Here is a 15,421-nt window from a genome sequence, read left to right as displayed (position 1 = left end):
GCAGCGCGTCGGGCGGGGAGACCGCGTGAGCGGGGCAGGCCCCCCACCGGTTCCCGACCCTCCCAGTGCCGGTGGGTGGTGAGCGCGCATCATCCGACCCGCCACCCGAAGGAGTGAACCCCGGACGGGAGTTGGGGAGCAAGTTCCCGCGGCTCCTGCGACGCGGTGGCGCGGCGCGCCGGTTGGACGTCTGCGGCGGGCGGTGGCACTATGTGCCGCCACGCGTCGTCGGAGGACGGAATTCCGTCCCAAATTGGGTGCCTGACCTGCGCGACTACGGGGAGTTCGGGGAAGTTGCCAGCCTCCCGCGGACCCTGTGAAGGGGTCGTGCAGACTGGCGGGATGCGCACGGAACTCGTCTCGGAACCAGGCCTGGCCGACCACCCCAACGAGGACTTCGCGAGCGTCGGACTACCGGCCTCGGGGCAGGGTGGCTCGCTCGTCGTACTGGACGGTGTGACACCGCCACGGACCGCGACGGGCTGCCTGCATTCCGTGCCCTGGTTCACGGCGCGCCTCGGTGGGGCGCTGACCGAACTGACCGTTTCACTCCCGGATCTCCCCCTCGTCGAGGCCCTGTCCCGCGCCATCGCTCGTACCGCGGCGGCCCACGCGGAAACCTGTGACCTTTCTCACCCGCGGACCCCGCAGGCAACCGTGGTCCTCGCCCGCTGGTCCCAGGCCGCGGTCGAGTACCTGGTGCTGTCCGACTCGGCGCTGCTGGTGGAGGCCCCCGACGGCGCCCTCACCCCCGTCCTGGACGACCGGCTGTCCCGGCTGCCCCGCTCGGCCCTCGCCACGGACGCGCTGGTGGATGCCGGCCTGCGCAACAGGGAGGGCGGTTTCTTCACGGCCGCGGCCGACCCCGCGGTGGCGGCGCGGGCCGTGACGGGAGTGCTGCCGCGCGGCGAGGTGCGGACGCTGACGGCGCTGACGGACGGGGCCGCCCGGTGGGTGGAGAAGTTCCGGGAGGGCGACTGGGCGGACTGCCTCGCGCTGGTGCGCAAGCAGGGCGCGCAGGCGCTGGTGGACCGGGTCCGTGAGCTGGAACGCGCGGACGCGGCGGGCGCCCGGACGCACCTCGGGCGCAGCAAGACGCACGACGACGCGACGGTGGTCTACGCGGAGCTGTGAGCGGCGCTACCTCTCCATCCCGCGGTTGAGTTCGTGCAGCAGCCTGGCCAGCTCCGTCACCTCGTGCGGGTTCCAGTCGGCGAGCCGGCGGGCGTAGCGGGCGCGGCGGGCCTCCCGCACCCGGCCGACGCGTTCCTGGCCCTCCGGGGTCAGCGTGACCAGCCAGGCCCGGCCGTCGGCGGGGTCGGGCTCCCGGGCGACGAGCCCGAGTTCCTCCAGGGCGCGCAGTTGGCGGGACATCGTCGCCTTGCCGACGCCGATGTAGGCGGCGAGGTCCGTGGCGCGCTGCCCGCCGCACTCGCCGAGCCGGACGAGCAGGCCGTACGCGGACGACTCGAGGTCGGGGTGGACCTCCCGGGCCATCTCGCCCTGGTTGGCCCGGGCCCGCCGCAGCAGGACCGTCAACTCCCGCTCCAGTGCCAGGAACTCCGGTTGGTTCACACCACTGCCCGACACGCGCCCTTCACCCCCGGTTCCGACTCCGCGACCGCCGTCGTTCCCGTCTTCCTGCACGTCAGCCCCTGCCTCGATTTTCCGGGTCCTGAAAGTTTCCGCCACGGGCCGCCATCGCCGCAGCTCGCCAAGTATTTCGCAGGCTTAGACCAACGGCGGCTTTCGGTCCCTCTTCCCACCCCCGTTCTACGTGCGTAGCGTCTTCACCGGACCCGCCGATGGCATGCCCACGCCACTCACGGGTTCTCCCCACTCGCGCATCCCCCACCGAGCACCACCGAGCCATCGGAGGCACGTCATGCTCGTGCACAGATCCGGATCGGCCCGCGGCCGGCGCCTCGCCGTCAGCGGGATCCTGCTCGCCGCGTTCTCCCTCGTGTTCACTCTCCCGGCGCACGCGTCGTCGTCCGCCGACACCCCGTCGCGCGGCTCCGCCCACATGGGCATGGGCGTTCTCGAGCACGACGGGCGGCAGGGCACCCCCGTCCCGGGTGACGCCGCCCAGACCGAGGGCGTCGACGTCTCCAGCCACCAGGGCAACGTCGCCTGGTCGACCCTGTGGAACAGCGGGGTCAAGTGGGCCTACGTCAAGGCCACCGAGGGGACGTACTACACCAACCCCTACTTCTCCCAGCAGTACAACGGCTCCTACAACGTCGGCATGATCCGCGGCGCGTACCACTTCGCCACCCCGGACACGACGAGCGGCGCCGCGCAGGCCAACTACTTCGTCGACCACGGCGGCGGCTGGTCCCGCGACGGCAAGACGCTGCCGGGCGCGCTGGACATCGAGTGGAACCCGTACGGGGCCACCTGCTACGGCAAGTCGCAGAGCCAGATGGTCTCCTGGGTCCGCGACTTCCTGAACACCTACAAGGCCCGCACCGGACGGGACGCCGTGATCTACACGGCCACCAGCTGGTGGACGCAGTGCACCGGCAACTACGGCGGTTTCGCCGTGAACAACCCGCTGTGGGTCGCCCGGTACGCGTCCTCGGTGGGCACGCTGCCGGCCGGGTGGGGCTTCTACACGATGTGGCAGTACACGTCGTCCGGGCCGACGGTCGGTGACCACAACAAGTTCAACGGCGCGCTGGACCGGGTGGTCGCCCTGGCCAACGGCTGACGGCGCCCGCGCCGCGCGCAAGGACGCGCAAGGAAGCGTTCGTACGGAGCGAAGGCCCGGGCCTCCCTCACGGGACCCGGGCCTTCGGCTCATCCGGCAGCGTCCCCGTCACGCCGCTACCGGAGTCGCACGCGCCGCACCGCTGGTCGCCGGTGCGAGCGCCAGTTCCAGGACCTGACGGACGTCGCTGACGGCGTGGACGTCGAGCTTGTCCAGGACCTCCGCCGGGACGTCGTCCAGGTCGGGCTCGTTGCGCTTGGGGATGATCACCGTGGTGACCCCCGCCCGGTGCGCCGCGAGCAGCTTCTGCTTGACCCCGCCGATCGGCAGCACGCGGCCGGTCAGCGAGACCTCGCCGGTCATGGCCACGTCCGTGCGGACCAGCCGGCCCGACAGCAGCGAGGCGAGGGCCGTGGTCATGGTGACGCCGGCGCTCGGGCCGTCCTTGGGAACCGCGCCCGCCGGGAAGTGAATGTGCGCTCCCCGGTCCTTCAGGTCGCCCACCGGCAGTTCCAGCTCGGCGCCGTGACTGCGCAGGAAGCTCAGCGCGATCTGCGCCGACTCCTTCATCACGTCGCCCAGCTGACCGGTCAGGGTCAGACCCGCCGCGCCCGTCTCCGGGTCGGCCAGCGACGCCTCGACGTAGAGGACGTCGCCGCCCGCGCCGGTGACCGCGAGGCCGGTGGCCACGCCCGGCACCGAGGTGCGCCGCTCCGCCGGGTCCTGGGCGGACTCGGGCACGTGGTGCGGCCGGCCGATCAGCGCGCGCAGGTCGGCGTCGGTGACGGTGAAGGGCAGCTCACGCTCGCCCAGTTCGTGCTGGGCCGCCACCTTGCGCAGCAGCCGCGCGATGGACCGCTCCAGGGTCCGCACGCCCGCCTCGCGGGTGTACTCGCCGGCCAGCCTGCGCAGCGCGCCCTCGTCGACGGCGACCTCGTCCGCCTCCAGCCCGGCCCGCTCCAGCTGGCGCGGGAGCAGGTGATCGCGGGCGATGACGACCTTCTCGTCCTCGGTGTAGCCGTCGAGGCGGACCAGCTCCATGCGGTCGAGCAGGGCCTCGGGGATGGCCTCCAGGACGTTGGCGGTGGCGAGGAAGACGACGTCGGACAGGTCCAGCTCGACCTCCAGGTAGTGGTCCCGGAAGGTGTGGTTCTGGGCCGGGTCGAGGACCTCGAGCAGGGCCGCGGCGGGGTCGCCCCGGAAGTCGGAGCCGACCTTGTCGATCTCGTCGAGCAGGACGACCGGGTTCATGGAACCCGCCTCCTTGATCGCCCGCACGATCCGGCCGGGCAGCGCCCCGACGTACGTACGCCGGTGGCCGCGGATCTCCGCCTCGTCGCGGACGCCGCCGAGGGCGACGCGGACGAACTTGCGGCCCATGGCGTGGGCAACGGACTCGCCGAGCGAGGTCTTGCCGACGCCGGGCGGACCCACCAGGGCCAGTACGGCACCGCCGCGCCGGCCGCCGACGACGCCGAGGCCCCGGTCGCCGCGCCGCTTGCGCACGGCGAGGTACTCGGTGATGCGCTCCTTCACGTCCTGAAGGCCCGCGTGCTCGGCGTCGAGGACGGTCTGGGCGCCCTGGATGTCGTAGGCGTCCTCGGTGCGCTCGCTCCACGGCATCTCGAGCACCGTGTCGAGCCAGGTGCGGATCCAGGAGCCCTCGGGCGACTGGTCGGAGGAGCGCTCCAGCTTGTCGACCTCCTTGAGGACGGCCTCGCGGACCTTCTCGGGCAGGTCGGCGGCCTCGACGCGGGCGCGGTAGTCGTCGGACTCCTCACCGTCCTGCTCACCGTTGATCTCGCGCAGCTCCTTGCGCACGGCTTCGAGCTGGCGGCGCAGCAGGAACTCCCGCTGCTGCTTGTCGACGCCCTCCTGGACGTCCTTGGCGATGCTCTCGGCGACGTCCTGCTCGGCGAGGTGGTCGCGCAGCTGCTGGGTGGCGAGCTTCAGGCGGGCGACCGGGTCGGCGGTCTCGAGCAGCTCGACCTTCTGCTCGGTGGTGAGGAAGGGCGAGTAGCCGGAGTTGTCGGCGAGCGCGGACACGTCGTCGATGGCCTGGACCCGGTCGACGACCTGCCAGGCGCCGCGCTTGCGCAGCCATGCGGTGGCGAGCGCCTTGTATTCGGTCACCAGCTCGGCGACCTGGCCGGGCAGCGGCTCGGGCACGGTCTCGTCGACCCGGGTGCCCTCGACCCAGAGCGCGGCGCCCGGGCCGGAGGTGCCGGCGCCGACGCGCACCCGGCCCCGGCCGCGGATCAGGGCGCCCGGGTCGCCGTCGGCCAGCCTGCCGACCTGCTCGACGGTGCCGAGTACGCCGGTTGCGGCGTGGGTGCCGTCGATGCGTGGGACGAGCAGGACCCGGGGCTTGCCGGGCTCGGACCGGGCGGCGGCCTGGGCGGCCTCCACCGCGGCCCGTACCTCGGCGTCGCTCAGGTCCAGGGGGACGACCATGCCGGGCAGGACCACTTCGTCGTCGAGCGGCAGCACGGGCAGGGTGAGCGGTGTGAAGGCGGCGGACTCAGCAGCCATGATCTCCCCTTCGGCAGTCAAGTTGAGTTACATCGACTCAATGAAAGGGAGCCCCCGATTGTTCCCCGGGTCGCGTTCGCTCTGAGCGATCAATGGTCCGGGCGCCCGGACGGGCTGCGGTGCCCGTAGAGGGGAGCGCGGGTGGCTCCCTTGGCATTCCCCCCTGTCAGGATGGGCCGATGCCCATCACTTCCCACGACTTGCACGACATCCCCGAGGTGCTGGACCGTCGCGAGGGCCCGCACGGCGAGGTCGTCCTGCGCCGGCACGGGGCGCTGCTGCAGATCATCGCGAACGGCTGCTTCCTGATGGACACCTCCGACGGGCGCTCGGAGCGGCGGCTGGTCGACGCGGCGGCGGACGCGCTGGCCGCCTCCGGTGGGCGGGCCTCCTCCGGTGGGCGGGTCGCGCCGCATCTGCTCATCGGCGGTCTCGGCGTCGGCTTCTCCCTCGCGCACGCGGCCGCCGACCCGCGCTGGGGCCGGATCGCGGTCGTCGAGCGGGAGCGCGCCATCATCGACTGGCACTACGGCGGACCGCTGGCGGCCCTCTCCGCCGACGCCCTGGCCGACCCGCGCGCGGAGATCGTCGAGGCGGACCTGGTGGATTACGTCAATGAGACATCCGACACGTACGACGCGCTCTGCCTGGACATCGACAACGGCCCCGGCTGGACCGTCACCGAGGGCAACGACGGGCTGTACGCACCGTCCGGACTGGCGGGCTGCGCGCGGCTGTTGAGGCCCGGTGGGGTGCTTGCCGTATGGTCTGCGCAGCCCTCTCCGGAATTCGAAGAAACCTTGCGTAATGCCGGTTTCCAGCAGGTGCGTACCGAAGAGATCCCCGTTGCCCGGGGCGTTCCGGACGTCGTACACATCGGCGTCGGGCCTGGATAGCAAAGGCGCGGTGACTCCCCGTACGCTGCTGCCCTGACGCGGATCATTCAAGCGTCAAGCGCAGTCATGGGATCACCCCACGGATTCCGGAAAGCACACCTCAGGGGCGGGCGATGGAGCAGACACAGACCTCCCACAACGGCACGGCGACGGCCACCCAGGGCGCACAGCGCCGGGTGCTGGTGGTCGAGGACGACCAGACGATCGTGGACGCCATCGCGACCCGTCTGCGCGCCGAAGGGTTCCTGGTGCAAACGGCGGGCGACGGTCCGTCCGCCGTCGACACGGCCGAGGCTTGGCAGCCCGACCTGCTGATCCTCGACATCATGCTGCCCGGCTTCGACGGTCTGGAGGTCTGCCGGCGCGTGCAGGCCCAGCGGCCGGTGCCGGTGCTGATGCTCACCGCGCGCGACGACGAGACGGACATGCTGGTCGGCCTCGGCGTGGGCGCCGACGACTACATGACCAAGCCGTTCTCGATGCGCGAGCTGGCCGCACGCGTGCACGTGCTGCTGCGGCGGGTGGAGCGGGCCGTCGTGGCCGCCTCGACGCCGCGCAGCGGCATCCTGCGCCTGGGCGAGCTGGAGATCGACCACGCGCAGCGCCGGGTGCGGGTGCGCAGCGAGGACGTCCACCTCACCCCCACCGAGTTCGACCTGCTGGTCTGCCTGGCGAACACCCCGCGCGCGGTGCTCTCCCGTGAGCAGCTGCTGGCCGAGGTCTGGGACTGGGCGGACGCCTCCGGCACCCGGACCGTGGACAGCCACATCAAGGCGCTGCGCCGGAAGATCGGCGCCGAGCGCATCCGTACCGTGCACGGCGTGGGCTACGCGCTGGAGACGCCGACGCCATGAGCCGGGGACGGGAAGCCGCGCGGAGGAGCCCCGGCCCTCGGAACACCGGGGAGCCCTGGGGCGGCGTACGCCCGTTCTCGATCAAGACCAAGCTGGGCGCGCTGGTCGTCACGTCGGTGCTGATCACCACCGGTCTCTCGGTGATCGCCGTGCACACCAAGACGGAGCTGCGCTTCATCACGGTCTTCTCCATGATCGCCACGCTGCTCATCACGCAGTTCGTGGCCCACTCGCTGACCGCGCCGCTGGACGAGATGAACGCCGTGGCCCGGTCCATCTCGCACGGCGACTACACGCGCCGGGTGCGCGAGAGCCGCCGCGACGAGCTGGGCGACCTGGCCGTCACCATCAACCGCATGGCCGACGACCTGGAGGCCCAGGACCTCCAGCGCAAGGAGCTGGTGGCGAACGTCTCGCACGAGCTGCGCACCCCGATCGCGGGCCTGCGCGCGGTGCTGGAGAACATCGTCGACGGCGTCACCGAGGCCGACCCGGAGACCATGCGCACGGCGCTCGGCCAGACGGAGCGGCTCGGCCGGCTGGTGGAGACGCTGCTCGACCTCTCCCGCCTGGACAACGGCGTCATACCGCTGCGCAAGCGGCGCTTCGAGGTCTGGCCCTACCTGTCGGGCGTGCTCAAGGAGGCCAACATGGTCGCCTCGGCGCGCGCGGGCATCGCCTCCGGCTCCGGCAGCCACACCCGCACCGACGTGCATCTGGCCCTGGACGTCTTCCCGCCGGAGCTGACGGCGCACGCCGACCCCGAGCGCATCCACCAGGTCGTCGCCAACCTCATCGACAACGCCGTCAAGCACAGCCCGCCGCACGGCCGCGTGACGGTCAGGGCACGGTGCGGGGAGCTGCCCGAGTCCCTGGAGCTGGAGGTTCTGGACGAGGGTCCGGGCATTCCGCGCTCGGAGTGGCGCCGGGTGTTCGAGCGGTTCAACCGGGGTTCGGTGTCGCGTCCGCACGGTCCGGGCAGCGACGGCGGCACCGGTCTGGGCCTGGCGATCGCCCGCTGGGCGGTGGATCTGCACGGCGGCCGGATCGGGGTGGCCGAATCCGAGCGGGGCTGCCGGATCCGCATCACTCTTCCGGGCCTGCCGTCGACGTCGGGTTGACGTAGGGTTCGAAGCGGAGCATCAAGATCCACGGCATCCGCGCTGGCGGACACGTGTGATCAGCCGCAGGCCCGCGTTTTTGAGGCGCCGGGTCCGGGCCTCCCGATCCCTCACGCAGCAGAACCTCGCTTGTTTCCCGCCATTTCCAGCGCCGAAACGCGGTCCGCGATGTGACTTACACGACGATGGACGGGCCCGGTCTGACCTTCGGGGTCCGGTAGGCGTAGCCTTGATTCCCGCTGTCCACCATCTTGTGAAGCGGAAGAGGGCGGTTCTCGCCGTGTCGCCACAGTCCCCCAGTAACTCGAGCATCTCGACCGACACCGACCAAGCGAACAACGCGGGCAAGAACCCCGCGGCCGCGTTCGGTGCCAATGAGTGGCTCGTCGACGAGATCTATCAGCAGTACCTCCAGGACCCGAACTCCGTGGACCGAGCCTGGTGGGACTTCTTCGCCGACTACAAGCCCGGAGCGCCCGCGGCCCAGGCCGCCACCTCCGGTACCGCGACCACGGACTCGGGCAGCACGCCACCGGCCGCCCCCGCCCCGCAGGCGCAGGCTCCCGCCCCGGCCCAGCCGAAGGCGGCGCCCGCGGCGCCCGCTCCCGCGCAGCCCGCCGCTGCCGCCCCGGCGGCTCCGGCCGCCCCGGCCGCGAAGCCGGCTCCGGCCAAGCCCGCCGCCCAGCCGCAGGCCAAGGCCGCCGCGCCCGCCAAGGACGCCGGCACCGCGCCCGAGGGCCCCGAGCTGGTGACCCTGCGCGGCCCGGCCGCCGCGGTCGTGAAGAACATGAACGCCTCGCTGGAGCTGCCCACGGCCACGTCCGTGCGCGCGGTCCCGGTGAAGCTGCTGTTCGACAACCGCATCGTCATCAACAACCACCTCAAGCGGGCCCGGGGCGGGAAGATCTCCTTCACGCACCTGATCGGCTACGCGATGGTGCAGGCCATCAAGGCCATGCCGTCGATGAACCACTCGTTCGGCGAGAAGGACGGCAAGCCGACCCTCGTCAAGCCGGCCCACATCAACCTCGGCCTCGCCATCGACCTGGTCAAGCCCAACGGCGACCGCCAGCTGGTCGTCGCGGCGATCAAGAAGGCCGAGACGCTGAACTTCTTCGAGTTCTGGCAGGCCTACGAGGACATCGTCCGTCGCGCCCGCGACAACAAGCTGACGATGGACGACTTCACCGGCGTCACCGTCTCGCTGACCAACCCCGGCGGCCTCGGCACCGTCCACTCCGTGCCGCGCCTCATGCCCGGCCAGTCGGTCATCCTGGGCGTCGGCTCCATGGACTACCCGGCGGAGTTCCAGGGCACCAGCCAGGACACCCTGAACAAGCTCGGCATCTCGAAGGTCATGACGCTCACGTCGACCTACGACCACCGGGTCATCCAGGGCGCCGCCTCCGGCGAGTTCCTGCGCCAGGTCGCCAACCTGCTCCTGGGCGAGAGCGGCTTCTACGACGAGATCTTCAAGGCGCTGCGCATCCCCTACGAGCCGGTCCGCTGGCTCAAGGACATCGACGCCTCGCACGACGACGACGTCACCAAGGCCGCCCGCGTCTTCGAGCTGATCCACTCCTACCGGGTCCGCGGCCACGTCATGGCCGACACCGACCCGCTGGAGTACCAGCAGCGCAAGCACCCCGACCTGGACATCACCGAGCACGGGCTCACCCTGTGGGACCTGGAGCGCGAGTTCGCGGTCGGCGGCTTCGCCGGCAAGTCCCTGATGAAGCTCCGCGACATCCTCGGCGTCCTGCGCGACTCGTACTGCCGCACCACCGGCGTCGAGTTCATGCACATCCAGGACCCGAAGCAGCGCAAGTGGATCCAGGACCGCATCGAGCGCTCGCACACCAAGCCGGAGCGCGAGGAGCAGCTGCGCATCCTGCGCCGGCTGAACGCGGCGGAGGCCTTCGAGACCTTCCTGCAGACCAAGTACGTCGGCCAGAAGCGGTTCTCCCTGGAGGGCGGCGAGTCCGTCATCCCGCTGCTCGACGCGGTCATCGACTCGGCGGCCGAGTCCCGCCTGGACGAGGTCGTCGTCGGCATGGCCCACCGCGGCCGGCTGAACGTGCTGGCCAACGTCGTCGGCAAGTCGTACGCGCAGATCTTCCGCGAGTTCGAGGGCAATCTCGACCCGAAGTCGATGCACGGCTCCGGCGACGTGAAGTACCACCTGGGCGCCGAGGGCACCTTCACCGGCCTGGACGGCGAGCAGATCAAGGTCTCGCTGGTCGCCAACCCCTCGCACCTGGAGGCGGTGGACCCGATCGTCGAGGGCGTCTCGCGCGCCAAGCAGGACATCATCAACAAGGGCGGCACGGACTTCACCGTCCTGCCGGTGGCGATCCACGGCGACGCGGCCTTCGCGGGCCAGGGCGTGGTGGCCGAGACCCTGAACATGTCGCAGCTGCGCGGCTACCGCACCGGCGGCACGGTCCACGTCGTCATCAACAACCAGGTCGGCTTCACCGCCGCCCCGGAGTCCTCGCGCTCGTCCATGTACGCGACGGACGTGGCGAGGATGATCGAGGCCCCGATCTTCCACGTGAACGGCGACGACCCGGAGGCCTGCGTCCGCGTGGCGCGGCTCGCCTTCGAGTTCCGCCAGGCGTTCAACAAGGACGTGGTGATCGACCTCCTGTGCTACCGCCGCCGCGGTCACAACGAGACGGACAACCCGGCCTTCACCCAGCCGCTGATGTACGACCTGATCGACAAGAAGCGCTCGGTGCGCAAGCTGTACACCGAGTCCCTCATCGGTCGCGGCGACATCACCCTGGAAGAGGCCGAGCAGGCGCTGCAGGACTACCAGGGCCAGCTGGAGAAGGTCTTCACCGAGGTCCGCGAGGCCGCCTCCCAGCCGGCCGCCGCGGAGCCCGCGGCCCCGCAGGCCGAGTTCCCGGTGTCCGTGAACACCGCGATCACCGCCGAGACCGTCAAGCGGATCGCCGAGTCCCAGGTCAACATCCCCGACCACATCACCGTGCACCCGCGGCTGCTGCCGCAGCTGCAGCGCCGCGCGGCGATGGTCGAGGACGGCACGATCGACTGGGGCATGGGCGAGACCCTCGCCGTCGGCTCCCTCCTCCTGGACGGCGTGCCGGTCCGGCTGTCCGGCCAGGACTCGCAGCGCGGCACCTTCGGCCAGCGTCACGCGGTCGTCATCGACCGTGAGACGGGCGACGAGTTCACGCCGCTGCTGTACCTGTCCGAGGACCAGGCCCGGTACAACGTCTACAACTCCCTGCTCTCCGAGTACGCGGTGATGGGCTTCGAGTACGGCTACTCGCTGGCCCGCCCGGACGCGCTGGTGATGTGGGAGGCGCAGTTCGGCGACTTCGTCAACGGCGCGCAGACGGTCGTGGACGAGTTCATCTCGTCGGCCGAGCAGAAGTGGAACCAGACCTCCGGCGTGACCCTCCTGCTGCCGCACGGCTACGAGGGCCAGGGCCCGGACCACTCCTCGGCCCGCCCGGAGCGTTTCCTCCAGCTCTGCGCGCAGAACAACATGACGGTCGCGATGCCGACCCTGCCGTCGAACTACTTCCACCTCCTGCGGTGGCAGGTGCACAACCCGCACCACAAGCCGCTGGTGGTCTTCACCCCGAAGTCGATGCTGCGCCTGAAGGCCGCGGCCTCGAAGGCGGAGGAGTTCACGACGGGCCAGTTCCGCCCGGTCATCGGCGACGACTCGGTCGACCCGGCCGCCGTCAAGAAGGTCGTCTTCTGCTCCGGCAAGGTCTACTACGACCTCGACGCCGAGCGGAAGAAGCGCGGCGTGACGGACACGGCCATCCTCCGCATCGAGCGCCTGTACCCGCTGCCGGGTGCCGAGCTCCAGGCGGAGATCGCCAAGTACCCGAACGCCGAGAAGTACCTGTGGACCCAGGAGGAGCCGGCGAACCAGGGTTTCTGGCCGTTCATCGCGCTCAACCTGATCGACCACCTGGACCTGGCGGTCGGTGCCGACGTCCCGCACGGCGAGCGCCTGCGCCGCATCTCGCGCCCGCACGGCTCCTCCCCGGCCGTCGGCTCGGCCAAGCGACACCAGGCCGAGCAGGAGCAGCTGGTGCGTGAGGTCTTCGAGGCGTGAGCCACTGACGCCGACCACCGTCACCCTGTGAAGGGCCCGGTTCCGGAGACTCTCCGGAGCCGGGCCCTTCGCCGTCAGGTCGTCTGGGGTTCGAAGTCCCAGTACGGACGGTTGCGGGAGCGGGCCGAAACGGTGTGGGTGTGCTTGCTGCCCAGTGTCGCGTCGAGGTCGGACAGGGCCTCCTGCTCCACCTTCTCCGCCTGCCGACGGTCCCGCAGGCCGCGCAGGTCCGCCGCGTACGCGACGCGGGTCGACAGCGTGAGCGGGTGCGTACGCCCGAGCGACTCGATGGCCCGCGTCACCGTGTCCCGGCTGAGGTCGGCGGCACCCTCGATGTCTCCCACCAGATTCCGCAGCGCGGAGGCGTTCAGAGCGCAGCCGAGTGTCCAGGGGTGGCTGTCGCCGACCGCCTGCGTCATCTCGGCCAGAGCCTGCTCGACGAGGACATGGCCGTGCTCGCGCTCGCCGACGTTGCGCAGGATCAGAGCCTGGTTGGCGCGGGATCCCGCGACGAACGGGTGCCCACCGGGGAGCATCATCTCGTAGCGGGCGACAACGGCCTCGCTGAGCTCGCGTGCCTGGTCGACGTCGCCGTGTTCGCGGGCGTAGCAGCTCTGGCCCGTCGCGAAGATCAGCGTGAGCGGATGGGTCTCGCCCAGCACGCGCTCACCCCGCTCCAGAACGCTGGTGAGCATCGGTCCCGGCTCCTCGCCGCGAGGGGCCCGCTCGCCGAGACGGTAACGGCACAGCGCCAGGTTGTACTCGGCCTTGAGGGTCTGTGGATTGTCCGGACCCATCACGATGCGGTTCTCACGGACGTTCTTCGCCTGGAGAGACTCGGCGTCGGCGTAGCGGCCGAGCAGGCGCAGATCAATGGCGTACGTGATCTCGGAGCTGAGCGCCCACGGGTGGCGGGCGCGCAACAGTTGCCTGCGCGCCTCCATGGTGCGCCGGTCGGTGTCCAGCGTTTCCTCGTAACGGCCGAGCAGCCGCAGGGAGACGCCCAGATTGTTCTGCGCGTTGAGGGTCCGGGAGTCCTGGTCGCCGAGGAGTTCGCGGTAGGCCACCAGGACCCATTGGGACAGCACCAGCGCCTCGTCGTAGCGGGCGAGGCCGCGCAGGTCGCCGCCGAGGCCCGCGGCCGCACGCAGGTGGTCCAGGTCCTGCGGTCCGCGTTCCTCCTTGAGGTGCTCGACCGCGTCGCGGCTGAGGGCCTCGGTGCGGGTGTAGTCGCCCATGGCGCGCAGCAGGTTGGTGTAGTGGTAGGTCAGCTCCCAGATCCGCGGATGGGTCGGACCGAGGAGCCTGCGCCAGGCGGTGAGGGCGCGCTCGCCGAGTTTGATGCCGGCTCGGTACTCGCCGGAGAAGTACATGTAGCGCAGGCAGTTCAGGACCAGGCGCTGGACCTGCGTGTCCTTGCTCTTGAGGACGTCCGCGTACTTCAGGTGCGGCACGATCTCGGCGTAGCCGGGCCACAGTTGGGTGTCGGTGGGCCGGCGCGGGTCGGCCGCGGCGAGGGCCCGCCGGACGACGTCGATGAAGTCGCTGCGGTCGGCGTCCGGCATGTCCTTGTGCACGATCTGGTGGACCATGCGGTGCAGGTAGAGCGACTCCCCGGCGGAGACCGGTTCGTCCAGGGACGCCTCGTGGGACTCCAGCCGGACCACCGAGTAGGTGCGCAACTGGTTGATCGCCTTGTTCCACAGCAGCGGGTCGTTGAGCAGTCCGGCGAGTTGCTCGGGCAACTCGTCGACGGGCATCTCCTTCAGCAGGCGTACGGGGATGAAACCCGGCGCGAAGAAGGTGCACAGGCGCAGGAGGTCGACGGACTCCGGGACGGTCTCGCGGAGTTTGTTCAGCAGTATCGACCATGCGGTCTGGAAGGCCAGCGGGAAGTCCGCCGACACCTTCACCACGTCACTGTCGATGCCGCCCTCCAGCAGGGCGATGTAGTCGTCGACGGACAGGTCGGAGTCGTTCAGCCAGCCGGCCGTCTGGTCGAGCAGCAGGGGCAGGTCCCCCAGCACGTCGGCCAGCTGATCGGCCTCCGCTTCCGTCAGCCGGGGTGCGCGGCGGCGGATGAACGCGACCGACTCGTCGCGGGGATAGATCCGGACTTCGAGCAGCTTGCTGTTGTGCTCGCTCCACTCCGGATTCCGCGAGGTGACGATGACGTGTCCGGGGCCGGTCGGGAGCAGGTCCCAGATCTGGTCCGGCTCGTCGGCCCCGTCCAGGATCAGCAGCCACCTCGAGTACGGCTCCCCGCGACGCAGCGCGTCGCGGACGGCGCGCAGCCGCTCGCCGTACTCCTGGCCGGTCCGCAGACCCAGTTTCGGGGCCAGCTCGGCCAGCTGCCGCCGGTAGGTGACGCGTTTCTCCGCGTTCACCCACCAGACCACGTCGTACTCCGAACCGAACCGGTGCGCGTACTCGGCGGCGAACTGGGTCTTCCCCACCCCGGACATGCCGTGCAGTGTGAGCACACCGGCGCCGGGCTCGGCGCTCTGGAGGAGGTGGTAGGCCTCGTTGAACAGCGGCTCGCGGCCGGTGAAACGGGTGTTGCGCCGCGGCACCACGCCCCACACGTCCGGCATCGCCGCCGGGAACCGCGGCCCGCGCCGCGACTCCGCCGTGGTCTCGGCCGGCGGCTCGGGCGACAGGTCGAGCCGGTCCAGCAGGCGGCGCTCCGCCTCCTCGGCGCCCATGTTGGTCAGGGCGACCGGTGCCAGTACCGCCGCGGCCGCCGGGACCGCCGCCGTGGTCACCGACACGGCCGCGAACCGGGACGGGTCGGGGGCGACGACCTCGCGCAGAGCCGTGTTCCACTCCTCGTGGGTGCGCGGCCCGAGCTGGAAGTACCACTCGCTGACGATGATGAGGACCCGGCCCTCGGCGAGCGTCAGGTCGCGCAGCAGGTCCGCCAGCGGGACCTCGGCCGGGGAGTCCCAGCGCAGCGGCACCACCCGTACTCCGCGCCGCTCCAGCCGGTCCCCGATCCAGGCCGCCCAGGCCCGGTTGAAGCCTGCGAAGTGGATCGTGACCGTCTGCCTGGCGGTCCCCCTCTCGGCCGTCCCGACCGGCTTGCGAGCTCCAGACATGCAGTGGCCTCCAGCGCGTAGTACCACAAAATCCTAGGTCCCCGGAGCGTCGCGCGTAAGTCCGTCGACCGACGGCAACACACCCTGTGCGGACGATCTTTCCGT

Annotated in this window: 9 protein-coding genes; 6 read left to right on the top strand and 3 right to left on the bottom strand. The window is 70.9% G+C overall.

From position 1 onward, the window contains the following. The first annotated feature begins 342 nt into the window (after nt 1-342). Entirely contained in the window at nt 343-1,134 is a 792-nt protein-coding gene (locus ACGH7X_RS26360; protein ID WP_399888778.1) for a hypothetical protein, read from the top strand. Nucleotides 1,135-1,140: 6 nt separating this feature from the next. Here ACGH7X_RS26360 and ACGH7X_RS26355 read toward each other — a convergent pair whose 3' ends face one another. Further along, nucleotides 1,141-1,647 carry a MarR family winged helix-turn-helix transcriptional regulator gene (locus tag ACGH7X_RS26355; RefSeq protein ID WP_399888775.1) on the bottom strand — a complete coding sequence of 169 codons (507 nt, stop codon included), beginning with the start codon at nt 1,645-1,647 and terminating at the stop codon, nt 1,141-1,143. Between the two features lie 238 nt (nt 1,648-1,885). Between ACGH7X_RS26355 and ACGH7X_RS26350 the strand changes: the two genes are divergently transcribed. Next, the gene (locus ACGH7X_RS26350; protein WP_399888772.1) at nt 1,886-2,713 is read left to right on the top strand and encodes a lysozyme; all 828 of its coding nucleotides are present in this window, start codon (nt 1,886-1,888) and stop codon (nt 2,711-2,713) included. A gap of 108 nt (nt 2,714-2,821) precedes the next feature. Here ACGH7X_RS26350 and lon read toward each other — a convergent pair whose 3' ends face one another. Continuing rightward, nucleotides 2,822-5,245: an endopeptidase La gene (gene lon / locus ACGH7X_RS26345; protein WP_399888770.1), complete on the bottom strand. Its 2,424-nt coding sequence runs from the start codon at nt 5,243-5,245 to the stop codon at nt 2,822-2,824. A 179-nt stretch (nt 5,246-5,424) separates the two neighbouring features. On the opposite strand from lon, the gene ACGH7X_RS26340 reads away from it, so the two are divergent. From ACGH7X_RS26340 to ACGH7X_RS26325, 4 genes are all read left to right on the top strand, one after another. Further along, nucleotides 5,425-6,141: a spermidine synthase gene (locus ACGH7X_RS26340; protein WP_399888767.1), complete on the top strand. Its 717-nt coding sequence runs from the start codon at nt 5,425-5,427 to the stop codon at nt 6,139-6,141. A gap of 113 nt (nt 6,142-6,254) precedes the next feature. Then, nucleotides 6,255-6,995 carry a response regulator transcription factor gene (locus tag ACGH7X_RS26335; RefSeq protein WP_217167633.1) on the top strand — a complete coding sequence of 247 codons (741 nt, stop codon included), beginning with the start codon at nt 6,255-6,257 and terminating at the stop codon, nt 6,993-6,995. Further along, nucleotides 6,992-8,116 (top strand): sensor histidine kinase, encoded by a 1,125-nt coding sequence (locus tag ACGH7X_RS26330; RefSeq protein ID WP_399888765.1) that lies wholly within the window; start codon nt 6,992-6,994, stop codon nt 8,114-8,116. Before ACGH7X_RS26335 ends, ACGH7X_RS26330 begins: the two co-directional genes overlap by 4 nt. 280 nt (nt 8,117-8,396) lie before the next feature. Then, nucleotides 8,397-12,218 carry a multifunctional oxoglutarate decarboxylase/oxoglutarate dehydrogenase thiamine pyrophosphate-binding subunit/dihydrolipoyllysine-residue succinyltransferase subunit gene (locus tag ACGH7X_RS26325; protein ID WP_399888763.1) on the top strand — a complete coding sequence of 1,274 codons (3,822 nt, stop codon included), beginning with the start codon at nt 8,397-8,399 and terminating at the stop codon, nt 12,216-12,218. Between the two features lie 74 nt (nt 12,219-12,292). Here the strand turns inward: ACGH7X_RS26325 and fxsT are convergent, their stop codons facing one another. Beyond that, on the bottom strand, nt 12,293-15,316 hold the full coding sequence (gene fxsT / locus ACGH7X_RS26320; RefSeq protein ID WP_399888761.1) for an FxSxx-COOH system tetratricopeptide repeat protein: 3,024 nt from the start codon (nt 15,314-15,316) through the stop codon (nt 12,293-12,295). Nucleotides 15,317-15,421 lie beyond the last annotated feature (105 nt).

The sequence above is a fragment of the Streptomyces sp. BBFR51 genome (assembly GCF_044591655.1).
Lineage (GTDB): Bacteria > Actinomycetota > Actinomycetes > Streptomycetales > Streptomycetaceae > Streptomyces.
Note: the sequence above shows the minus strand (reverse complement) of the source record. Positions and strands in the feature narration are given on the sequence as shown.

What these genes read in the sequence shown, in the direction of transcription:
- lon (WP_399888770.1), bottom strand. Translation starts at nt 5,245, where the DNA reads ATGGCTGCTGAGTCCGCCGCCTTCACACCGCTCACCCTGCCCGTGCTG.
- fxsT (WP_399888761.1), bottom strand. Translation starts at nt 15,316, where the DNA reads ATGTCTGGAGCTCGCAAGCCGGTCGGGACGGCCGAGAGGGGGACCGCC.
- ACGH7X_RS26330 (WP_399888765.1), top strand. Translation starts at nt 6,992, where the DNA reads ATGAGCCGGGGACGGGAAGCCGCGCGGAGGAGCCCCGGCCCTCGGAAC.
- ACGH7X_RS26360 (WP_399888778.1), top strand. Translation starts at nt 343, where the DNA reads ATGCGCACGGAACTCGTCTCGGAACCAGGCCTGGCCGACCACCCCAAC.
- ACGH7X_RS26350 (WP_399888772.1), top strand. Translation starts at nt 1,886, where the DNA reads ATGCTCGTGCACAGATCCGGATCGGCCCGCGGCCGGCGCCTCGCCGTC.
- ACGH7X_RS26335 (WP_217167633.1), top strand. Translation starts at nt 6,255, where the DNA reads ATGGAGCAGACACAGACCTCCCACAACGGCACGGCGACGGCCACCCAG.
- ACGH7X_RS26340 (WP_399888767.1), top strand. Translation starts at nt 5,425, where the DNA reads ATGCCCATCACTTCCCACGACTTGCACGACATCCCCGAGGTGCTGGAC.